Consider the following 22,057-nt stretch of genomic DNA (forward strand, 5'->3'; position numbering starts at 1 on the left):
GCTTGGTCGATATTCAATATCAGCGGAACGATATCAACTTCGTGCGGGGTACTTTCCGTGTACGGGGGGATGTTGTTGAGATATTCCCGGCTTCCCATGGAGAAAATGCGATACGGGTAGAGCTGTTCGGAGATGAAATTGAACGGATCACCGAGATTAATGTGCTTACAGGTGAGTTGATCGGTGAACGTGAGCATATTGCCATTTTCCCGGCGTCTCACTTCGTTACCCATGAGGATACGATGAGGGTAGCACTGGTCAATATCGAACGTGAACTGGAAGAGCGGTTAGCAGAGCTAAAGGAGCAAGGGAAGCTGCTGGAGGCACAACGTTTGGAGCAACGTACCCGCTATGATATCGAGATGATGAGAGAGGTTGGCTTTTGTTCCGGTGTTGAAAACTACTCGGGTCCACTGACATTCCGCGAGCGCGGAGCGACACCTTATACACTGTTGGATTATTTCCCAGATGATATGCTGATCGTCATCGACGAATCTCATGTTACATTGCCGCAAATTCGTGCGATGTATAATGGAGACCAGGCGCGTAAAAACGTACTCGTTGAACATGGGTTTCGTCTGCCATCTGCACTCGATAACCGTCCGTTGAAGTTTGAGGAATTTGAGGACAAAGTAAATCAGATTATCTATGTATCGGCTACTCCAGGTCCGTATGAGATGGAGAAATGCGATACGATGGTGCAGCAGATTATCCGTCCTACAGGTCTCCTTGATCCTCTTATTGAGGTGCGTCCGAGCAAAGGACAGATTGACGATCTCATTAATGAAATACGGCAGCGCATAGAACGTGAAGAACGGGTACTAGTCACCACACTCACGAAGAAAATGGCCGAAGATTTGACGGACTACTTAAAAGAAGTGGGCATTAAGGTTCGATATATGCACTCCGAGATTAAGACGTTGGAGCGGATGGCGATTTTGCGGGATCTTCGTCTCGGAACCTTCGATGTGCTGATTGGAATCAACCTGTTGCGGGAAGGTCTTGATTTACCGGAAGTATCGCTGGTTGCGATTTTGGATGCGGACAAAGAAGGCTTCCTGCGTTCTGAGCGCTCTCTGATTCAGACGATCGGACGGGCCGCACGGAATAGTGATGGTCGTGTTATTATGTATGGCGATAAGATTACCGATTCTATGGATAAAGCGATCAAGGAAACGGAACGGCGCCGTGCAATTCAAATTCAATACAATGAAGAGCATGGGATCACCCCACAAACCATCCGTAAAAAGATTCGTGATGTCATTGAAGCAACCAAGACGGCAGAGTCCAAGAATGATTACCTTCCTAATGAGACGGGTAAACTTTCCAAGAAGGAGCGTCAATCCCTCATTCAGCGCCTAGAAGCAGAAATGAAGGATGCGGCCAAAAATCTACAGTTCGAGCGGGCCGCCGAGCTGCGTGATGCTTTGCTGGAGCTGCGGGCTGATTAAACATCGAGAATAGGCTAGAAGCACAACATATTGATCATAAAATGTTTGATTGCTTTAAAGAAATAGTGAGGACGGCCGATGTGGTCGTTCTCTTTGCGATATATCACTTCCATCGAATAATCCCATGCGGTATAGGATGACGTGAACTACGGCTAAGGAGATGAAACATTTGGCGAATGAAAGCATCATCATCAAAGGCGCACGCGCGCATAATCTCAAAAATATTGACGTGACGATTCCACGGGACAAGTTTGTCGTCCTGACAGGGCTTAGCGGCTCAGGTAAATCATCACTGGCTTTCGATACGATCTATGCGGAAGGACAGCGGCGGTATGTGGAATCTTTATCTGCATATGCCCGTCAATTCCTCGGGCAAATGGAGAAACCGGACGTGGATTCGATTGACGGCCTGTCTCCTGCGATTTCTATTGATCAGAAAACGACAAGTCGAAATCCACGTTCTACGGTCGGAACAGTTACCGAAATCTATGATTACCTACGGCTGTTATTTGCCCGCGTGGGTCATCCTCATTGTCCTGAACATGGCATTGAAATCACTTCACAGACCGTCGAACAGATGGTAGACCGCATTTTGCAGTATCCTGAAAAGACACGGCTGCAAATTCTGGCTCCATTGGTATCTGGTCGCAAAGGTGAGCATAAGACACTGTTCACTGATATAGCCAAGCAGGGCTTTGTGCGGGTACGCGTGAATGGCGAACTGCGTGAATTGTCTGAGAAGATTGAGCTGGAGAAGAACAAGAAGCACTCGATTGAAGTGGTCGTAGACCGGATCGTAGTCAAGGAAGATGTGCGTGCACGTCTGTCCGACTCGATTGAGACAGCACTGAATCTTTCAGGCGGACAGTTGCTTGTAGACATTATAGGGCAAGAGGAGTTGCGATTTAGCTCCAACTTTGCGTGTCCGATTTGCGGTTTTAGCATAGACGAGCTGTCTCCACGGATGTTTTCTTTTAATAGTCCGTTCGGCGCTTGTCCGGATTGTGACGGGTTAGGCGTTAAAATGGTCGTTGACCCTGATCTGCTCATACCCGATCCAGAAAAAAGTGTGGAAGATGGGGCGTTCCAGGCATGGAGTGGAGGAACTTCCACTTATTATCCTCAATTTTTGCAGTCCGTATGCGAACACTACGGTATTCCGCAGGACATTCCTGTAAGCCAATTGACGTCAGAGCAAATGAATCTTATCTTACATGGAACAGGTGACCAGAAGATCCGTTTCCGCTATGAAAATGATTTTGGTCAACGTAAGGAAGCCTATGTGACCTTTGAGGGCATTATCCCGAATCTGGAGCGTCGTTACCGGGATACTGCTTCTGAGGGAATACGTGAATTTATCGAAGGCTTTATGAGTGCAAAGCCATGTAACACCTGTAAGGGACACCGACTGAAAAAAGAAAGCCTGTCGGTAACCATTCAAGAGCGCAATATCGCTTATGTGACCGCTTTGTCTGTCGGGGAGGCGTCTCACTTTTTCCACACACTGGAGCTGAGTGAGAAAGAGCAGTCGATTGCCAATCTCATTTTAAAGGAAATTAACAGTCGACTCGGATTTCTTGTGAACGTTGGTCTGGAATACCTGACTTTAAGCCGTGCAGCAGGTACATTGTCCGGTGGGGAAGCACAGCGTATTCGACTGGCGACACAGATCGGGTCCAGCCTGATGGGTGTGCTTTATATTTTGGACGAGCCAAGTATTGGGCTGCATCAGCGTGATAATGACCGTCTAATTAGTGCATTGGAACATATGCGGAATCTAGGCAATACGTTGATCGTGGTGGAGCATGACGAAGATACGATGATGGCGGCGGACTATATCATTGATATTGGGCCAGGAGCCGGGATTCACGGCGGGATGATCATGTCGCAGGGGACACCGCAGGAAGTTATGGAAGATCCGAACTCCCTGACTGGGCAATATTTGAGCGGCCGCAAGTTTATTCCGGTCAATACCGAGCGGCGCAAGCCTGCGGATAAGTGGCTGGAGGTCCGCGGAGCCAAGGAGAACAATCTTAAAAATGTGAATGTCAAAATTCCATTGGGCGTGTTCACAGCTGTCACTGGCGTATCCGGGTCTGGAAAATCGACGCTGGTCAACGAAATTTTATACAAAACGTTGGCGCGTGATCTGAACCGTGCGAGAGTACGCCCAGGGCAACATAAAGAAATACGTGGGTTAGAGCATATCGAAAAGGTTGTTGAGATTGATCAATCGCCGATCGGCCGTACACCGCGTTCCAATCCTGCAACATATACCGGAGTGTTTGATGATATCCGTGACTTATTCTCGCAGACAAACGAGGCTAAAGTTCGAGGCTATAAGAAAGGCCGGTTTAGTTTTAACGTTAAGGGAGGCCGATGTGAATCTTGCAGAGGCGACGGCATCATCAAGATTGAGATGCACTTTTTGCCAGATGTGTATGTACCCTGTGAAGTGTGCAAAGGAAAACGTTATAATCGGGAGACCCTTGAGGTTAAGTATAAAGGGAAGAGTATTGCTGATGTACTGGAAATGACGGTAGAGGATGCGACAACATTCTTTGAAAACATTCCGAAGATTCATCGCAAGATTCAGACATTGATGGATGTGGGTTTGGGGTATATCAAGCTGGGTCAACCAGCGACTACCCTGTCCGGTGGTGAAGCACAGCGTGTGAAGCTGGCTTCCGAACTGTATCGTCGCAGCACAGGCAAAACCATTTATATTTTGGATGAGCCAACAACTGGTCTGCATGTTCACGATATTGACCGATTGTTGACCGTGCTGCATCGTTTGGTTGATTCAGGCGAGACCGTACTGGTTATTGAGCATAATCTAGATGTAATTAAAACAGCCGATTTCCTGATTGATCTGGGGCCTGAAGGCGGAAGCGGCGGTGGAACGATCCTGGCTACCGGGACACCAGAACAACTCGTAAAAGTCGAGGAATCCTATACAGGCCGATACTTAAAGCCGATCCTTGAACGGGATACACAGCGCAGTCAAGCGCTTCAGACCGTCGATCTATAGATACAGTTTTAACGTACATGTTGATGCCCTGCACAGATAGGAGGCAAAATACGATAGGCGTATTTGTGCCTTCCCGTTGGCAGGGTTTATTTTTTTTGTAAAAAAAGAAAACTTTTATTAAATTCCTGCGTTAAAGCATGTGACACATAGTTTACCAAGCGCTGGAATAATAAATCTATAGGTATATCATCGCCAAAAAGTCTCTGAGTAATCTCTACATTTTTAGAGTTTTGGATGTTTAGGCTCGGGCTTGAAGAGGTTAATATATTACTTATGATTATCTAGCATCATACGAAGTTCCGTGCCCACGTGACAACCATTACTAGTTGAAGCGAACCGTTTATAGTCAGATCACATCTAAGGTTTATACCACATCTCTGAGGAAGTCATGAAGGGAGCTGGAACGTTTGAAGATGAAGCAAAATAAAGTTCTACGTACACGTGTATACTCATGGGCAGCAGGAGTCACTTTAGGGGCATGTTTGTTGGGGTATAATGCAGCACCGTCCTATGCATCCGAGGTGTCCGAGGCGTATGCGCCCATACAAGCCGAGATCGAAACCAGTGCAGCAATTGGCAGTATTAAGGATTCAGAGAGCGCTCACAATTACATTCAGCCTACAGCAAAGGGTGGGTTCTTAATGCTGAACGTCGAAGACGATACAGCAGCAAGTGTAGTACACGTCACCTATGGCAAGCTGGACAGTTCTCTGGAGACGGTGTGGAAACACCAGCAAGACCTGAGCGTACAGCCAGGAACAATTAGCAGGGGAGTCCAGCGGGAGACGTCAGATGGTGGCTTGCTTTTCCTGCTTGATTATACCGAACCGAACGGAATGCGAGATGTACACGCTTCACGATTAGACTCGGATGGAAATCCCTTATGGTCCAAAATATTACCAACTGATGGTTTGATATCTCATGGACAGGATGCTCAGGTAGGTTTGGAGACCTTGGAGGATGGCAGTTTTCTAGTCTCCTATCTGAACCGTTCAGAGCAGTCCTTCACTGTACTCAAATACACTGAAACTGGCGATCTTTTATGGAATCGAATGACAACCGGAGTGACCTCGGGTTGGCTGGTTGGCAGTCACAGTGGATATTATGCGCTTTTGAACAGCTCAGATGGCCCTGTGGGAGTACAAGCCGATGTGTATGGCCGCAATATCCGGGATGTCCATCTGGACTTAGGAGCAGGTAAAGAAATTGCCGCAGTACGCGAGTTGCCCGGCGGTCATATCGCTGTAACAGGGCTTAAAGGAAACAGCAAGCGTACCCAGGTGTTAAGTAATGGTCTCCAATTGTTTAGTAACACAGAGGACTATGCGGCTGACCGGGTGTATCTGCCTGAAGAGCAGTTGTATGTCCAGTTCATTGACCAATACGATCCACTGGGTAAAACGTCGAAGATGCATGGCATCACCATCACAGGCTTAAAAGGAAACGGTACGAAGATATGGGAAACGAAGACTCATTATAAGGAAGATAACTCCTTCGCCATCCGATACGATACGGGATTGATATACAAGATACCCTCAGGCTACGCGGTGGTGACATCTACAACAGGCGTTCAGAAGCCAACAGTACTCGATTTTGCGAAAATATTGATACCGGAGTAATCCGGTATCTTTTTTTATGCAATTTAAGAAGCAGGTATGGGATGGTATATGCATAAGAAACAGCCTGCTTGTATATGAGATACAAGCAGGCTGTTAAACGGGTGTTACCTTAGGATGCAACGTGGCTGGACTGTAAAATAGCAGACAGCTTTTCCTGGAAAGACGGAATGCCTACACGCTGGACATACGCATAAAAGCTTTCGCCAGCGACCCTGTTTTCTTTGTAGAACAGAATGAGCTCTGCCAACACGGGACCAACCTGATCACCGCGTACGCGGCCTTTGAGTGCCTTGTTGAACTGGGCACCCGCACCAAGTGCCCCGCCGACAGCGATATCGAACGCGTCAACCATGCCTTCTGGTGTCTTAAGGAGCGAGCCTTGCAGTCCAATGTCTGCAATATGCTTTTGACCGCAGGAATTCGGGCAGCCGATAAAATGGATGCGTATCTTTTCATCCAATTGCACGTGCTGATCCAAATACTCGGCAACGTCAACCGCGCGCTTTTTCGTTTCCACAATCGCCAAATTGCAAAACTCATTGCCTGTGCACGATACGGTACGGCTCATAAAATGCTTGGGCCGTGGTGTCAGGCGTTGCAGGACTGGAGCCTCCAGTAGCTCATCCACTTGGTCATCCGGCACACCGCTCAGCAAAATATTTTGCGACATCGTAGTACGAATCTGTCCATCACCGTAGCGGTCAGCCAGGTCGGCCAGTTCATGCAACTCGTCAGCACTGAGGCGACCGACAGGCACATTCAGACCGATATAGTTCAGACCTTCTTGGGCTTGAGGATGCACACCATCAAAATAGGCGGCTTGCCAGCCGATGGTTTTATCTTCCCCTCGTCCCGGCATTTCGCCGGTGTACTCGGTGAGTTTGGCCAGAAATTTGTCTGGCCCCCAATCGGCAACGAGAAATTTCAGACGGGCATGGTGTCGTTTTTCCCGATAGCCGTAATCACGGAAGATGGTGGTGACAGCAATAGCAACCTTCAGTACTTCCTCAGGACGGACAAACAAGTCCAGTGGATGTGCCAAATGCGGCTTGGCGGATAATCCACCGCCAACCATCACATGGAAGCCAACGACTTCTTTTCCGTCAAGGATCTTGGTCGCCGGTATGAAGGACAGGTCGTTAATTTCAGCTTGTGCATTGTTGTACGTATTACTGGAGATGGACATTTTGTATTTGCGCGGTAGATTTGAAAAGTCGCGATTCAATAAGAAAAAGCGGTTTACCTCTTCTACGATCTCCTGAGTATCTATCAGTTCATTAGGATCAATGCCAGCCAGCGGATTGCCGACAATGGTACGCGGGCAGTCTCCACAGGCTTCAAAGGAATACAAATCGACTTTTTCCAGTCGTTCGAAAATATCTGGCAAGCTTTCAACGGTCAGCCAGTGAAATTGAATCGCCTGACGGGTGGTGACATCCACCAGGCCGCGCCCGTACAGTGCGGAGATGTCCGCTAAGGCACGTGCCTGTGCTGAAGTCATAATCCCTGTGTTGATGCGGACACGCATCATGAAATGGCCATCCTTAGGCTTTTGCTGGTAAACGCCGGCCCATTTGAATCGGTCCATATCGTCCGCAGTGATCGAGTCATAGCCTTTGTGCGCATAGCTTTCAATGATGGTGCGTATAACGTCGAGACCGTCCTTTTCCAGCTTGACTAGCTCAAACTTGTTAAGCTTATCGGGATGAGCATTCCAGATTGGTTCATAGGCCATCCTTTTTTAACCTCCTTCAGGTGCTTATTTATACTTGAGATTTGGATGTAGGACTCACGATTTTATTTCCGACAATATAACTAAGATATAATGTGATGGTATCATAGTTGGTTACGCCCGTAAACGAAGGAATGGCACAAAAGGTATAACGATTTTTTATTGTTTTTGCTTATTTTTTTGATATAAGGATTTGGAAAATTTATAATATAAATAGTATGAGAGGATAGGGATGCAGCAAACGGTCCTTTTTTAGAAAAAGATAGGGCTTAAAGCGATTGTATGCGTGTCCCCTCTATGGTAGATTTGGACTAACTGATAGAACAGGGTCATGTTGGAGAGGAAATGGTGAGTATATGCGTAAGATGGGGAAAAGGGCGGCTGTACTAGCTTTAGGCAGCGCTCTATGTATTTCTGGAACAGCGGGTGCAGCCAGCAGTGGAACTGCATTAAAGGCCAAGGTCATTAATGGCGGGGTCTATGTTAACGTAAGTGATATGAATAAAGCATTAGGAACCAGCGGCGCGTATAACAGCGCAAATGGTACATATACGTTATCGGCCGATCGTGTGCCGCAGGTTGTTAAAAATGTATCTCCTTCTGTAGTCGGCATCATAGGCCGTTCAGTGACAGGAGAGACCGTGGCAGGGGGAGACCGATACAACCTGGCGCACGGCACGGGTGTCATCATTCGGGCAGATGGATGGATAGTTACGAATGCGCATGTAATCGATGGATTAGGTGATGCCGTAGTTGTAACCTCGGACGGAAAATCTTACGGGATCATCGACAGCTATAGCGATCCGATCAGCGACTTGGCGTTGATTAAAATTAAGGCAAGCGGCCTTAAGCCCGCTACCTTTGCAGCTTCTACGAACAGTTTACAGGTAGGCGAGCAGGTAGTGGCTATCGGTACGCCGATCTCTTTCTCACTTCGGAACTCGGCAACCTCAGGTGTTGTTAGCGGGCTGAACCGTGGTGTCAACGCTGCTTATCGTTTGATCCAAAGTGATACCGCGATCAATCCTGGTAACAGCGGTGGTCCATTGGTCAACCTCAAGGGTGAGGTCATCGGGATTAATACAATGAAATTCTCGGCGGTCGGGATTGAAAATATGGGCTTTTCTATTCCGGCGGATACAGTGAAATATGTTATCAATCAATTTTTCAAATATGGTGAGGTCCGGCGTGCTAGTCTTGGCCTAGGGCTTGAAGAGAGCTGGTCAGCTATCGTTGGGCTACCTACAGAGGATCCTTTGAAAGTCACGAAAGTTACTTCAGCCAATGCCGTACAGGCCAAAATCAAGGAAGGCGATGAGCTATATAGTATTAATGGCAAGCGTGTAGCCTCCGCCATCGATGTCAATGAGCTGCTTAAAAACTATCAACCAGGCCAAACGATAAGTGTACTTATGCAATCGGACGGTGATATTGTAAAGCGCAAACTGGTGCTGACACAGGATAGTGGTGAAATTTATGATTCCATTCAGTCTGGAGAAGATCATGAAGATTCGAATGAATCTGGGGCAGCTGTAGATGACAGTATGGCACCTTCGAAGGAAGCTTCAGAGCCAGCTACTGGAAAGTGAATGATAACGGCTCATGAATCTATAAAATAAAGCTAAAGGGAGATCTACCGTGAAGGATATTCAAAGAAAAATGATGCGTAAGCTGGGGGTCGGCGCTGTCGCATTGTCCCTTCTGCTTACCGCTTTGCCAGCAGTTGCAGCAGATCAAGATAAAAATCTATTGGAATTGCGTCTGCAAAACGGCAGAAATACAGCCATTGTAAACGGTCAAAATGCGAATATTACGAAGCCCTATTCCAAAAGTGGTGCACTGATGGTGCCGGCTGGTGTATTTAAAAAGGCATTTAACAGCAAAATCCGCCTGGCTGAAGATAATGTGGTCAAGATCACCAGCGGGACTAACGTCGTATCGCTGACGATCGGTAGTCGTACGGCCTGGGTGAGGGGTCACAAGGTAACACTTCCGGCTCCACCGGAAATGTCATCCGGGATTCTCATGGTTCCATTGCGTCAAGTAGCAGAAGGACTGGGCGGTAAGATGGAGAAGAATGGCGCAGGGATCATTGTTCGGATGAAAGCCCAGGAAGAGACTAGCGCGGTAGCTGAAAATACACCGAATATTGATAATGATGAGGGCAAGACGCAGATCGGAAACAGTTACTACGACTGGTCCATGAACTATCCAACAGGACTTGTCATCGGTCAGGGAGGGGGAGACGAGAGCATTTCCACCTTTATGGATGAGAACAGTGCATACTATATGGAAGTGCACACAGCGTCACAGCCGGTTCCACTGAATGCGGATGATCTATTGCAACAATTAGTACAGGCAGCCAAGGAAACGGGAGAAACTGTGGTGGACCGAAAATCCTTCCCTAAAGCGAAAGTGCCTTATGCTCGTGTGATTACGAAGGATGGGGACGGCGTACTATGGGAAAATCGTCAGTACTATGACAATGGACGACTGTATGTAATATATTTTTCCGATGCTAAAGCAACAAACTATAAAGATCTGGCCCAGTATGCAGGACTGTTGAACTCCTTTAAAACCTCTTTTAACGCAGAGGATAAGAGTATTAAAGACTTGTCCACTGTTGTAGGGGGCACACGCGAGGCTGGAAATCCAGACTATGGTGTGTCACTCAAAATACCTGCCGGCTGGAAAATGGACGACCAGCGAATGCAATATGAAAGCAATGACGGATCAAGTTTCCACATGAAAGTCACCTCCGCTCCCGCGGATGGAAAATTGGAGAACTGGGGTCAGCAACTGCAAAAATGGCTGAGCGATTCATTTGTGTCCACTGCTTATGAGGCACAAAAGACGTATCCGCTGAAGGTTGCAGGCGTTCAGGGATTAGTGCAGGAGTACCGCTATAATTTTGGGGATGAATGGGTCAAGCAGTACAATGTGCTGATTCAGCAAAATGGATACCGCTACCTGGCTGAATATGCAGTGCCTGAAAAAGTAAGTAAGGGAAATGACCAGTTCAACGCGATCATCTCCTCGCTTCAAATCGATTTCCAAACGGTAGCGAATAACTTTGGACAATTGGAAGAGGATGACTATTTGGCGGACAAAACGAAAACGATCAAAAAAACATCTAAAGCATATGAATATACAGTAAATATCCCACGCTATTGGACCGCGGTTAGCGATCAATTTGAATTGGGAGATATAGAGTATCAATTTACCGGAGGAAGTTTTTCCATCAAAATCGACAACGACCAATCCTTCGAATTAACGGTGTCTCAGCTTAAGGACTTCTACGATAAACAAGCCAAGAACTATAAAAACCTCAAAGTGGAGGAAGTTAAGGACGTAACGTTTGCTGGAGTTCCAGCAGTATCCTTTACATTCCACCGTGTGGAGGAAGGTATCGGTTATACAGGTCGTCAAATCGTTCTGGAGCATAACGGTAAAACCTATACCGTGACAACGGCATTAAACGATGCGAACAACACAGCGGCACAGTCTAATGCACTAGATTCGACGCTGAATTCGTTTCATTTTGTGAAGTAGAGGGTGTGGGTAAAAGATTAGTGAGTTATGTGGGAAGACGCTACGCGTGCCATTTGATCCTACGATCGCTGTTGACCCGGGATTCTTGGATTATATAAGGATTTAATAGTAAGAATCCCGGGTCAAAGGCGAACGCTGGCGCTTCTTCGGATTCAAATGGCTCGCTTCGCTGGCGCCCGCCAAATATCCCCAATCTTTTAAAGAGTGAAGTAAGCAGGGGAGAGCGAAGATGTCGGACTAAATGTATAGGAGGAATCCGAACATAATTACGCTAAAGGCAGTCGATAAAAGGAATTGGGAAGAATGTGCTGAGCTTGAACCGAGTCCTGAACAACAAAGATTTATGGTATCTAACCTTTACTCAATTGCCGAATGTCAGTTTTTAGATGGGTTTGTATCTAAAGCGATTTATAATGATGACGTATTGATTGGTTTTACGATGTTTGGTACAGATCCGGATGACGGGAATTACTGGGTTTACCGATTTATGATTGACGAAAGATTTCAAGGCCGTGGTCATGGTTATAATGCAATATTGCTGGTGATCGACGAAATAAGAAAAGCCAGTGATCGGACTGATATAATCATGATTGGATATAAACCAGATAATGAATTAGCTAGAAAGCTATATGAAAAAGCAGGTTTCAGGGAAGAAGGAATATCATCCTGGGGAGAAATGCTTGCGAAGTATAGATTTGCCTAGTTAATGATGGAAGAATGCACCTCCAAAGCACCGTTGATCGGGATTGGAGGTGTTTTTGTATTTTTAGTATTATATTTTTAAAGGAATCGCTTGGAAAGTGTAGAAGCTTGGGGCGCAGTCTGGTACACTAGATTAGTTACAAGATAAGAATAATTTCTGCCGCAGATGTTTGTGATGCGGATTTTTTGAGTTGGATGCGATTTATGCAAGGGACCGATGGATTAGCGTGTGATTGATCGGACAAGATGATAGAGACAGATAGGTTTTAAAAATAAGATTCTTAGTAGGGTTCCATTCCCCTGACTGAACATAACCAGCTTTGGAATGAGTGGATGGAGCATTCATGAGATGACCAAGTAAGCAGCATAGCTGCCCTGAAAACAACGATGATCCAATGAGAGATCATTCGTTTTCAGCATATAGGGAGGGCAATAATGAAATCAGCAGTACGAAGAGAAGATGTCGAGCTTCTGGCACCAGCAGGTGACTGGGATTGTATGCGTGCAGCGGTAGCGAACGGAGCCGATGCGATCTTTTTTGGGGTGGAAAAGTTCAACGCACGAGCACGGGCGAATAATTTTCGCATGGATGAGCTACCCGAAATAATGGCCTTTTTGCATAGCTACGGAGTTAAGGGTTTTTTGACATTCAATATACTGGTATTTGAAAACGAACTGGAGGACGCTAAAGAACTGGTCGATGCCTGCATAGATGCCGGAGTTGATGCCCTAATTGTTCAGGATATGGGTTTAGTGAAAATGATCCGCGACATTTCCCCGGATTTCCCGATCCATGGCTCTACCCAAATGACGATCACCTCGCCGGAGGCTGTAGAATTCACGAAGCCGTACAACATGGAGCGGGTTGTGCTGGGTCGTGAAAATAATCTGAAACAGATTCAAAAAATTGGGGATCAAGCGAGACTTCCGATGGAAGTATTCGTGCATGGAGCGTTGTGCGTATCTTATTCAGGCCAATGCCTGACTTCAGAAATGTGGGGTGGACGCTCTGCAAACCGTGGCGAGTGTGCGCAGGCATGCCGTTTGCCTTACGATCTGATGGTGGATGGAGAGCAAAAGCCGATGGCCGATGTGACATACCTGCTATCCCCAAAGGATTTGGCAGCCATTGATTTGATGCCGGAACTAATCGATGCAGGTGTAGTTTCCTTTAAAATCGAAGGACGATTAAAAACACCTGAATATGTAGCCAATGTGGTCAGCAAATATCGCAAGGCCATCGACAAGTATTTTGACGGCGATACGTCCAAGACGAGCAAAGAAGATATCCGCGAGCTGCAGCAGAGCTTTTCACGCGGCTTTACACACGGCTTTCTGGAAGGAACGAATAACAAAAAGCTGGTGGACGGTACGTTCCCGAAAAGCCGGGGTGTGTATTTGGGCCGAGTTGAACAAATCCTTCGTGATGGCGTAGTGTGCCGGATCGACGCTCCGCTCAAGCGTGGCGATGGTATTGTATTCGATGCCGGAGATCCTACGCAAAAAGAAGAAGGCGGACGCGTATACGATATCCGCCGCAAAGGCGTGAAGATTGAAGGCGAAGCCGGAGAAGGCTGGATCGTTGACATCGTTGCAGGACGCAACGATGTGGATCTGCGCCGTGTGCACGTAGGCGACCGTGTTTGGAAGACCAACGACCCGGCGCTGGACAAGCGTCTGCGCCAGTCGTACGAAACCGAAAAGCCGTACCGTGTCTTCCCGGTACATGTGCGGGTCAGCGGCTCCCCAGGGCAGCCGCTATCAACGTGGTGGACCGACGTGCAGAAGGGCACAACGGTCCGCGTAGACTCCGAGCTGGAACTTGAAATCGCCCAGAAGCGTCCGATGACGCACGAACTGCTCGAAGAGCAATTCGGCCGACTGGGCGGAACGGTGTTCCAGCTGGAGAAGCTGGACGTCCATCTGCATGGGGACGTCATCGTACCGATGCGCGAGCTGAACAGCATCCGCCGTCAGGCGGTGGAACTGCTCGCAGGCGAGCGCCCCAAACCGCCCGTATACACGAAGCGGGCGGTAGAGGTGTATGGCGATGCCTCGGCTCCAGCATCGTCTGTGGCGCACGGTCAGGCAGAGCTCACCGCGCTGTGCCGTAGCCTCCCTCAGGTGGAGGCTGCGCTTGAGGCCGGCGTGGAGTTCATCTACGCCGACTTCGAGTTCATCAAGCAATTCCCGGCAGCTGTAGAGGCCGTGCACGGCGCTGGGCGCCGAATTGCGCTGGTGACTCCGCGTATTCACATGCCAGGCGAAAACGGATATCACAACAATATCCTGCGCCTGCAACCGGACGCTGTACTGGTACGCAATCCGGGAGCATTGTATTTTTACATGCGTCATCGCCTAGAGAATCCGGATGCACATCATCCGCAATTGATTGGCGACTTCTCGCTGAATATAGCTAATCATAAAGCGGCTGACCTGTTCCTGGATTCCGGCTGTGACCTGGTGACACCGTCATATGATCTGAACATCCAGCAGATGGTCGATATGCTGAGACGTACACGTACCGACAAGCTTGAGATCGTTATCCAGCAGCATTTGCCGATGTTCCATACCGAACACTGCGTGTATTGTACCTTTATGAGTGAAGGCACAGACTACACCAACTGTGGTCGTCCGTGTGAGGATCATCGCGCATCCCTGCGTGATCGTATTGGGATGTCTCACCCGGTTCGCGTGGACGAAGGATGCCGTAATACAGTGTACAACGCGATTGAGCAATCGGGCGCGGAGTACCTGTCTAATTTCCTGGAATTAGGCGTGTCCCGTTACCGCGTGGAATTCTTGGAAGAGACACCAGAGCAAGTTCATGAGGTTATTGATCTCTATAACCGTGCCTTGCGCGGAGAAATTAGCGGAACACAAGTATGGAAGACGCTGAAAGCGACGAATCAGTTAGGGGTTACACGTGGGCAACTGGTGAAGTAACAAAGATGCTATAGAAAAAGCAAAAAAAAGGGTATGTGCTTTGACAGCACATACCCTTTTTTATCTATTAGTTTATTTGAATGATGATGGAATCTCTATTGCTATATTTTTTGGGCTCTTGTTTTTTTGGAAAAAACAATGAATTTTTGTCCGACATAATTAATTAAAGTATAAAAAACATTCCCGATTAAAATGGATACATTGCCTAGAACCTCATTGTTCTTAATACTCAAACTTGAGATCAAGAAGTGACTGATTAGATAGCTCAGACAATATGACAGTATATAGCATATTAATATAATAGAGATGAACTTCCAAATGGTCTGTCCATGGCTTGCATCATTTTTGAAAGTAAATCTCTTATTTAAGAAATAGCTTACAGTGGCGCCTACAGAATTACCAATAAAGGTCGATAACCAGTAGTTAGTCCCTAAAATATTGAAGAGCAAGAACATGACGGACATGCCGCATATTGTATTTAGAACACCTACGACAAGAAAACGGAAAAAACTATTCTGAAATAAAGTCAAATTAGTCACCTGTTCGCATCTGTTATTGGACCGTCACAGCTTCCCTTTCACTATTATTCACTTTTTTTGTGTTTTCAGTGTCTAAGGTGCTCTGGGACTCTAATATAGTTTCAATAATATATTTGGGTCTTTGTTTTACTTCTTTATATATTTTACCAATGTACTCGCCAATGAGCCCGAGTGCAACGAGCTGTAGACCACCTATAAACCAAATGGACAACATTAAAGAAGACCAACCCCAAACGGTGGTACCAAGAAACTTGCTAATAAGGGTGTAGGCAGCTATTAACAAGCTTATGCCAAACATTCCAAAACCCACGGCCGAAATAAGCCGTATCGGGGTTACGCTAAACGAGGTGATTCCATCGAAAGCAAAAGCGAGCATTTTCTTTAAAGGATATTTGGACTCGCCTGCAAAGCGTTCGTGTCGATCGTAATACACCTCAGTAGATTTATAACCTATTAATGGAACTAGACCGCGTAAAAAGAGATTTACCTCTTTAAAGTTGCTTAATTCTTGTAGAACTCTTTTGCTCATTAAACGGTAATCCGCATGATTGTATACGATATTGACGCCCATTTTACTCATCAGACGATAGAAGCCTTGGGCTGTTGAACGCTTGAAAAATGTATCGGTGGTTCTACTTTTTCGAACCCCATATACGATGTCATTACCCTCTTTGAATTTTATTATGAATTCTCGAATGGCATTGAGATCATCCTGCAGGTCAGCGTCGACGGATATCACACAATCTGAGGTTTCTTTAGCTTCCATTAACCCGGATAATAGAGCGTTTTGATGGCCTGCATTTTTCGCCAATTTAAGACCACTGACAAAAGGATTTTTTAGATTATATGATGCAATGATGTCCCATGTTTGATCACGGCTGCCATCATCAACAAACAACATTTTACTATGTTTAGAAATGAGCTGACTCTCTGTCAACTCCTCAAGAATGGCGGTAAGTCTGCTTATGGTTTCAGGCAGTACTTCTTCTTCGTTATAACAGGGAATAACTAACGTTAAAACAGGGTTACTGATTATTGAATCCAAATAACTCTCTCCTCAAATTTTGGCTTATCTGGCACTCATATTTCTATCTTTTTTAGTCTATAATATGATTTACTTAAATTATATAACAATGCAATGACTAAGTGCTATAATAAACTATTAGCAATTTCCAAACGTTACTCAAACTATTGAATAATTTAGTAAGATTTGTCGAAAAGGAGTTTTACCTATGAAAATCCGTAAAGCCATTATTCCTGCTGCGGGATTAGGGACCCGGTTCCTTCCTGCGACGAAAGCGATGCCCAAAGAGATGCTTCCCATTGTAGACAAACCAACCATTCAATATATCATTGAAGAAGCTGTTGCATCTGGTATAGAGGATATCATTATCGTTACTGGTAAAGGTAAAAGAGCGATTGAGGATCACTTTGATTACTCTTTCGAGCTGGAGCATAATTTGACCTCGAAGGAAAAATGGAACCTGCTTAATGAAGTGCGCAAACCATCGGAGATGGCAGATATCCACTATATTCGTCAAAAGGAGCCTAAAGGGCTCGGGCATGCCATCTGGTGTGCACGTAAGTTTATCGGTGACGAACCCTTTGCTGTCCTTTTGGGTGATGACATCGTAGAGTCTGAGAATCCATGTCTCAAACAGATGATTGACGTGTTTGATGAATATCAGCGTTCTGTTGTAGGTGTAAAACAAGTCGATTGGAACGAGGTGCATCGTTACGGAATTGTTGAAGGTCATGCACTTACTTCCAAAATCTCTGAGGCGGAACGATTAGTGGAAAAGCCAAAGAAGGAAGAGGCTAAATCCAATTTGGCGATCATGGGACGCTATATCTTGACACCCGATATTTTCGATATCCTAGGTCAGCAATCTGCAGGAGTAGGCGGGGAGATTCAGTTAACGGATGCATTGTCCAAACTGGGAGAAAAGAGTCCGATCCTAGCCTACGAATTTGATGGTAATCGCCATGACGTTGGCGAGAAGCTGGGATTCATTGAAACGACCATTCATTATGCTCTACAGCATAACGAGATTAAGGATGAAGTATTAGCTTATATGAGACAGGTTATTCAAGAGATTGACGAACAAAAATAAACATCCCACTAAACCAAACTATGCCTTCTCAATATAAAAAAGAGACTGTCAGGTGATGTAAAACCATCTGACAGTCTCTTTTTTCTTAACTATTTCCCCGATTTCAACTGTTCAATCTGCTCCTTCTCCTTCGGATCAGCCTGAATCAGCTTCTTATATAAAGCTTCGTCATTTTGGCCCTGTTTTTGAAGGGCAGCAACGTAATAGCGAGCAACCTCACGATTTGTAGCATCGCTCAGGTCGTCCTTCAGGCCGTTTTTGAGGATGCTTGCAGCCTCAGCAGGCTTGCCTGACATGAACTCAATTTTGCCAGTACTGAGTGCAATACCTGGAGTTACTTCAAAAGTACGTGGCAACTCAATTTCAGGTGGAATCGTCTTAAGATGGGCTACCCTATCCAAAACCTGCTGATAAGCAGCAAGACCTGCTTGGAAATACTTCTGTTCTTTGGCGGTGTTTTTTTGCTCACGCGCCTTATTACCAATAGTGTAAGCTTGGGCAATCAACATATTGTACCAGTCATTGTCCCAGTTAAAGTTGGAAATGTTATTTTCCAAAATGCTGAAGGCTTGCTCATTCTCACCTTTTGCTTGTAAAAGGTTAACTTTGGAGTTTAGCATGGTTTTATTATAAGGTTCTGCTTTCAGACCCGTATTTAATACCTCAATTGCAGCGTTATAAAATTCCTCTTTTTTCGTTTGATCATACACATTCTTGTACAGTGCAGCCAATCTTATTACCGAATCCGGATGTGTAGGTCGAAGCTCCAGATCTTTATTAATAGCACTTTGAATTTCCTCAAATGATGTGCTTACCGCCATAATTTGTTTAGCATTTGTGGCAGCATTGGCTGATTGCACGAAGCGGAGACCTGCAAAAAGCACCACGATGCTTAGAATGCCAATGACTGCACTATACAGGACCCGGAATCCCGAAGCACTCATAGACAGACGTTTAAGCGGCTTGCTGTCCATAGCAGCGGCCATACCACCGAGACTCACAAATACCAATATGCCCATGAATACGTAACTCAGATTAAAGTCTAGCAAGCTATGAAGTAAGATCGAGAGTGCCAAAATGAGATAAAGGAAGTGAGAATCCCGTTCTTCATCATTTTGTCTAATATAGTTGCGAATATATTTATAGAAAATATATAAGATAAATGACATGAAAATTATAAAACCGAGAATACCCACTTCAACTAAATACTGCATGAAAAAGTTATGGGCCTGACGGCTAGTATAAGGATAATCCTGGTACTTTTCGTATAAAGTAGCCCAACCACCACCGCCAGTTCCTATGATAGGGTGGTCTTTAATCGATTTGGCGGCATCCTGATAGAATGCCAGCCGCTCCAGCACACTATGCTGGCGGAAATTGATATTTTCTAACCGCACTTGAACATTCTCTGGTAGTACGCTGCGCAGACTGGTTCCAATTAACAGAAAAGCCAGCAAGCCAATCACCACAACGGAGCCGACAGGCAACCACAAGTTGGATAACTTCCGTGAGTTCCATCCTTTGAGGGCATTTTCCAGCTTTGGTGCCAGATAATGTTCAACAAGCCACAGTACGACAGCTACAGCCAGGGAGACACCAATAATTAGCCCCCAAGCCTTGGCAGCTTCTCCACCGTTGTAAGTCTTATTAAGTTGTAATCCCATATTTGTAATTGGCGCCAAGATAGATACTGACGCTATACCAGCAATGGCGCAATGCAAAATCCATATAATTTGGCGTGCAGGTTTAAGGAAAAGTAAAAGCAGCACGAATACGACAGGCAGCATAACCAGACCGCCCCGTGACAAAGTCAGGAATAGCGAGACCAGAATAGGCACCAACATGAAGCCGTGAATAGCTTTGCCGTACCACAGTTTTGATTTCATCAGACAGAAAACGGCAGCGAACAGGAAAGCCATTAGAAAGGCGGCATATGTATTCGCATATTGAAACACTGATGTCAGCCGGAGACCATTTGTATCTGTCATAACCGCATTGATATAGCGATTTTGATACACATATTGGCTAAACCAGCCCACCATCTTGCCAGCAAGCACCCACTGTCCGAACCAGTTAATGAAGCCAAAGCCTACGATGATATAGGCAATAGTCATAATCAGGTTGTGAATAATCTTATTGCCTAAGCGATCTTGTAGTAGGTAGATTGAGATGATAAACAGGGCAGCATATATGCACTGTACCACCACCATATTCATGGCCAGGTAATGCGAAGCTGCTGAAGTCAGTGAAAGCACATAGGTCAGGGGAAGCAGTAATACTAGCACAGCCAGCCAATCCCTTTGCTCTTCCAGCTTGAATTTCTTATAATAAGATACGATTGCCAGGATCATTAGAATCGAGGCGATGATGACAGCCCAATAAAGAGGCTTTTCAAAATCGAGCATTTGCCCATTAAAAAGTGCAGCCTGGAAGGGAGACCAAGCTAAAAACAGAATCATGCCAACAATTAACACCCAAAACATAGCCGGCCTTTTATCGTCACGGGTCGACGTTTTGGCCTGTTTCCCGTATACTGGATTCGACAAGGTTTACAATCTCCTTTTCTTGTAGATACGTCAACATTTTAGCATATAGTAGCGGTCAGAGCCATATCGCAAGAATGTACTTCCCACATATTCACATTATTGTATTATAAGAGAATTACCAAACCATGTTTAAGGTCGTGACACACTCGTATGAATTTAACTCAAAACTTTTCGAAAAATTTAAAGTTACTTTGGGAATTGTCTAAAAAGGATATTCAATCTAGGTACCTTGGTTCATTTATGGGAGTACTCTGGGCTTTTATACATCCTATGGTATCTATACTTGTTTATTGGGTCGTATTTCAGGTTGGTTTTAAAAATGTACCTATTGGTGATACTCCCTTTATACTTTGGTTACTAACAGGCATGGTGCCGTGGTTATTCTTTTCGGAAAGCTTGTCAACTGCAACCAATAGTATTATTGAAAATAGTTATCTGGTAAAGAAAATTGTTTTCCGGGTAGGTTTACTACCAATGGTAAAAATTTTGGCTGCCCTTTTTGTCCATGTGTTTTTCATCATTGTTCTTTTCATTATGTTCAAAATATACAATGTTGATTTTACGATTTATAATCTTCAGATCCTTTATTATTTATTGGCCACGATTTTTCTTTCCTTGTCCATTTCTTACATAACAGCGACATTAGTTGTTTTTGTAAAGGATGTTGGTCAAGTTGTTGCGGTATTTATTCAGCTATTCTTTTGGCTTACGCCGATCTTCTGGAATTTAAATATTGTTGAGGATAAATATCAGTTTTTCTTTAAACTAAACCCTGTTTTTTATATCGTTGAAGGCTATCGGGATACTTTTATTAATCACAAATGGTTCTGGGAGCATCCATCTATGACGATCTACTTTTGGGCTATTGTGATCATCGCAGGTACGATAGGAATCAAAATTTTCAAAAAAATGAAATCTCATTTTGCTGATGTATTGTGAGGAGAAAAGTATGACTCAAACGGAATCAGTTGCTGTAGAGGTTAATAAGGTCACTAAAATATATAAAATATATGATAATCCCAATGAGCGTTTAAAAGAGGCCATTCATCCTTTCAAAAAGAAATATCATTCTGATTTTAAAGCCATTAACGACCTTTCCTTTACTATTAAAAAAGGACAAGCGATTGGTATTATCGGTAAAAATGGTTCAGGCAAATCCACTCTTTTAAAAATGATTACTGGCGTAATTACGCCTACCAGCGGAAGTATTAAGGTGAATGGAAAAATTGCAGCTCTGCTGGAACTCGGGGCGGGGTTTAACCCGGACTTAACCGGGATGGAAAATATTTATTTAAATGGTACGCTTATGGGCTATAGCAAAGCAGAAATGGATGAGAAGGTAGAAGATATTACATCCTTTGCGGATATTGGGGACTTCATTAATCAACCTGTCAAAATGTACTCCAGCGGTATGTTTGCCCGCCTAGCCTTTGCAGTAGCTATCAATGTTGATCCCGACATTTTGATTGTGGATGAGGCCTTGTCTGTTGGAGATATTTATTTCCAGGCCAAATGTATCACGAAAATGAAGGAGCTCTCCAAAAAGAGCACCGTTTTATTTGTCTCTCATTCCATGGATACCATTAAGAGTTTTTGTGATACAGCTTTGCTTATTGATAAGGGGAACATGGTCGAAATTGGCCCAGTGAAACGTGTAGCACAAATTTATGAAAATATTATTAACCAGGAAATTGCTGATATGAAGCGCGTCCAATCTTTGGATATATTCGTGAATTCTGAAACGGATAAGAAGAGTACGTTGTTGTTGTTAGAAGAGGACCCTGCTTTTGCAAAACGTGCCAATGAGTTTCGTTCTGGAACGGGA

General features: G+C 45.1%; 14 protein-coding genes. 10 read left to right on the forward strand and 4 right to left on the reverse strand.

The annotated features are described in order from the left end of the window. The 3 genes from uvrB to AC5V8P_RS09590 form a co-directional block, all read left to right on the forward strand. The coding region (gene uvrB / locus AC5V8P_RS09580; protein ID WP_495473612.1) for an excinuclease ABC subunit UvrB at positions 1-1,451 on the forward strand (1,451 nt) is incomplete at its 5' end. A 169-nt stretch (positions 1,452-1,620) separates the two neighbouring features. Next, entirely contained in the window at positions 1,621-4,482 is a 2,862-nt protein-coding gene (gene uvrA, locus AC5V8P_RS09585) for an excinuclease ABC subunit UvrA (protein WP_064797870.1), read from the forward strand. Between the two features lie 407 nt (positions 4,483-4,889). Then, entirely contained in the window at positions 4,890-6,101 is a 1,212-nt protein-coding gene (locus AC5V8P_RS09590; protein WP_064797871.1) for a hypothetical protein, read from the forward strand. Positions 6,102-6,210: 109 nt separating this feature from the next. On the opposite strand, the gene AC5V8P_RS09595 is transcribed toward AC5V8P_RS09590, so the two are convergent. Continuing rightward, positions 6,211-7,836, reverse strand: coding sequence for a nitrite/sulfite reductase (locus AC5V8P_RS09595; protein WP_064797872.1), 1,626 nt, complete (start codon positions 7,834-7,836; stop codon positions 6,211-6,213). A 353-nt stretch (positions 7,837-8,189) separates the two neighbouring features. On the opposite strand from AC5V8P_RS09595, the gene AC5V8P_RS09600 reads away from it, so the two are divergent. The 4 genes from AC5V8P_RS09600 (at position 8,190) to AC5V8P_RS09615 (ending at position 15,033) form a co-directional block, all read left to right on the forward strand. Continuing rightward, positions 8,190-9,422: a S1C family serine protease gene (locus AC5V8P_RS09600; protein WP_064797873.1), complete on the forward strand. Its 1,233-nt coding sequence runs from the start codon at positions 8,190-8,192 to the stop codon at positions 9,420-9,422. Between the two features lie 49 nt (positions 9,423-9,471). Continuing rightward, positions 9,472-11,385: a stalk domain-containing protein gene (locus AC5V8P_RS09605; protein ID WP_064797874.1), complete on the forward strand. Its 1,914-nt coding sequence runs from the start codon at positions 9,472-9,474 to the stop codon at positions 11,383-11,385. A 241-nt stretch (positions 11,386-11,626) separates the two neighbouring features. Beyond that, positions 11,627-12,088 (forward strand): GNAT family N-acetyltransferase, encoded by a 462-nt coding sequence (locus tag AC5V8P_RS09610; protein ID WP_064797875.1) that lies wholly within the window; start codon positions 11,627-11,629, stop codon positions 12,086-12,088. A gap of 434 nt (positions 12,089-12,522) precedes the next feature. After that, positions 12,523-15,033, forward strand: coding sequence for a U32 family peptidase (locus AC5V8P_RS09615; protein ID WP_064797876.1), 2,511 nt, complete (start codon positions 12,523-12,525; stop codon positions 15,031-15,033). A gap of 101 nt (positions 15,034-15,134) precedes the next feature. Here AC5V8P_RS09615 and AC5V8P_RS09620 read toward each other — a convergent pair whose 3' ends face one another. Together AC5V8P_RS09620 and AC5V8P_RS09625 are read right to left on the reverse strand one after the other, a co-directional pair. Then, positions 15,135-15,572 carry a GtrA family protein gene (locus tag AC5V8P_RS09620; RefSeq protein WP_269203327.1) on the reverse strand — a complete coding sequence of 146 codons (438 nt, stop codon included), beginning with the start codon at positions 15,570-15,572 and terminating at the stop codon, positions 15,135-15,137. A 13-nt stretch (positions 15,573-15,585) separates the two neighbouring features. Then, complete coding sequence (locus tag AC5V8P_RS09625) at positions 15,586-16,617, reverse strand: glycosyltransferase family 2 protein (protein WP_064797878.1); 1,032 nt, start codon at positions 16,615-16,617, stop codon at positions 15,586-15,588. Between the two features lie 187 nt (positions 16,618-16,804). Here AC5V8P_RS09625 and galU point away from each other — a divergent pair, with 187 nt between their 5' ends. Next, on the forward strand, positions 16,805-17,686 hold the full coding sequence (galU, locus tag AC5V8P_RS09630) for a UTP--glucose-1-phosphate uridylyltransferase GalU (protein WP_064797879.1): 882 nt from the start codon (positions 16,805-16,807) through the stop codon (positions 17,684-17,686). Between the two features lie 89 nt (positions 17,687-17,775). Here the strand turns inward: galU and AC5V8P_RS09635 are convergent, their stop codons facing one another. Beyond that, positions 17,776-20,232, reverse strand: a complete 2,457-nt coding sequence (locus AC5V8P_RS09635; RefSeq protein WP_064797880.1) for an O-antigen ligase family protein — start codon at positions 20,230-20,232, stop codon at positions 17,776-17,778. A 150-nt stretch (positions 20,233-20,382) separates the two neighbouring features. On the opposite strand from AC5V8P_RS09635, the gene AC5V8P_RS09640 reads away from it, so the two are divergent. Together AC5V8P_RS09640 and AC5V8P_RS09645 are read left to right on the forward strand one after the other, a co-directional pair. After that, complete coding sequence (locus AC5V8P_RS09640; RefSeq protein WP_064797881.1) at positions 20,383-21,171, forward strand: ABC transporter permease; 789 nt, start codon at positions 20,383-20,385, stop codon at positions 21,169-21,171. Positions 21,172-21,181: 10 nt separating this feature from the next. Then, positions 21,182-22,057: ABC transporter ATP-binding protein (locus AC5V8P_RS09645; protein WP_495473613.1), on the forward strand; the 876-nt coding region annotated here is incomplete at its 3' end.

This window comes from Paenibacillus sp. N119s (assembly GCF_059447605.1).